General features: G+C 68.6%; 2 protein-coding genes. Both read right to left on the bottom strand.

The features are described from left to right. Window positions 1–776, bottom strand: a 776-nt coding sequence (locus tag WAW85_RS15375) for a glycosyltransferase family 2 protein (RefSeq protein WP_422560459.1), incomplete at its 3' end; no start/stop codon positions are given. Further along, window positions 773–1663 carry a dTDP-4-dehydrorhamnose reductase gene (rfbD, locus tag WAW85_RS15370; protein WP_422560458.1) on the bottom strand — a complete coding sequence of 297 codons (891 nt, stop codon included), beginning with the start codon at window positions 1661–1663 and terminating at the stop codon, window positions 773–775. The genes WAW85_RS15375 and rfbD, both read right to left, overlap by 4 nt. Window positions 1664–1842: the final 179 nt, after the last annotated feature.

Below are 1842 nucleotides of genomic sequence, written 5' to 3'. Positions count from 1 at the left end.
CTGTCGTGGTGGGCGGTGATCATCCGCTCCGGGTATTTCGAGACCGAGTGACTCTTGGCGTGCATCGCCGACGCAGACGGCACATAGATATTCAGCCAGCCCGCCGTCGACAGCCGGTCGCCGAGGTCCACGTCCTCCATGAACATGAAGTAGCGGGAATCGAAGCCGTCGATGCTCTCGAAGGCGGTGCGACGCACCAGTAGACAAGACCCGGACAGCCAGCCGACCGGCCCCTCGTCGAGCTGCGTGTCGGTGTTGCGATAGGCCGCAGTCCACGGATTGTTCTTCCACACGGCCCCGAGCACGGCATGTCCGGTGCCCGAGATTAGGTCGGGCACCCGACGTGCGGACGGATAGACGGTGCCGTCCGGTTCGGTGATCAGCGGGCCGAGGGCGCCAGCCCGGGGCCAGCGCGCGGCCGCGTCGATCAACTCGTCGAGACTGCCGGGTGTCCACTCGATGTCCGGGTTGGCGATGACGATGAACTCGATGTCCGGGTTCAGCTCGGCCACTCCGCGGTTCATCCCGCCGCCGTAGCCGAGGTTCCCGCCGGTGTGCACCAGGGTCACCTCGGGATCCTCGGCGGCGGCCGCTTCGGGTGCGCCGTCGGTGGAACCGTTGTCGGCGATGACCACCTGGACCGGCCGGGTCGTCGCGGTCTTCAGGGTGGCAAGGAAGCCGGGCAAATAGTCGCCGGACGAGTACGTCACGGTCACCACGCCCACGGTCTCAGATGCGCTGCGCCCGGTTTCCGGGTGCTCAGGCTGGCAAGTCACCGATCCAGACTAGCGGTCAGCGCCGCGCGCCAATCACGCAGCGGCGTCAGTCCTGCCGCACGCCACGAGTCGTTCGACAGCACTGAGAACGCTGGCCGCGGTGCCGGACGGGGAAAATCGGCCGTCGTGCACGGGTGCACCCGCTGCGGATCGGCGCCGACCCCGGCGAAGACCGCACGCGCCAGATCACACCACGTACCATCGCCCGCCCCGGTCGCGTGCATCACTTTCCCGGCCGTGGCCGCCGGTACCACCCACGTCTGCTCAACCAATTCCACCAGGCCGTCGGCAAGGTCGTCGACGTAGGTGGGCGAGCCACGCTGATCGTCGACGACGGAGATCTCCGGCCGCGCCGCTTCCAACCGGCGCATGGTCCCGACGAAGTCGTTCGAGTCCGGCCCACCGGTGAACACCCAGCTGGTACGCACCACCGTGGCAGTGGGGTCGCCCCGCAGCGCGGCCCACTCCCCGGCGAGTTTGCTGGCGCCATAGACAGTGGTTGGTGCGGCCTCCGGGTCCAGATCGGCAGGTTCGAAGGGTACCGTGCGCGCAGCCTCCCCGGTGAAGACGTAGTCGGTGGACACGTGGATCAGGCGCGCTCCGGCAGCCGCAGTGACCTCCGCCAAGTGGGCGGGGCCCGCGGCGTTGACCGCATAGGCCGCGGCCCGGTCAGTCTCGGCGCCGTCAACATCGGTGTAGGCCGCGGCGTTAATGACCACATCTCCGGGGCCCAATCCGGCGAGCGCGCTGGCCACGGCGGCCGCATCGGTCACATCGAGTTCGGCCGAACCGAAACCGATCGGTGCACCGCCGCCGAAAGTCCGTGCCATCAGGGCGCGCCCGAGCTGCCCACCGGCGCCAACGACATAGACCGCGTGATCTCCCATGCCTTTCATCGTGCCCCACGATGACGTGGCGTGGCGCAGCACCGTTCCGGCGCGCCGAGCCAGTACGCTGGAACCACACTTGTCACATCTGCACCAGACGCTTCGACACAGGGGGACGCACGAGGGTGGACGAACCTCGCGAACGGCGCCAGCGCCCGGTCGGCTCACCAGCCGATGCC

This window comes from Gordonia sp. (in: high G+C Gram-positive bacteria) (assembly GCF_049299075.1).
GTDB lineage: Bacteria > Actinomycetota > Actinomycetes > Mycobacteriales > Mycobacteriaceae > Gordonia.
The sequence above is the reverse complement of the archived record's forward strand: the minus strand, read 5'-3'. Positions and strand labels throughout refer to the sequence as shown.

Bases quoted from the DNA above. Each gene is read 5' to 3' on its own strand.
- rfbD (WP_422560458.1), bottom strand. From the start codon at position 1,663: ATGGGAGATCACGCGGTCTATGTCGTTGGCGCCGGTGGGCAGCTCGGG.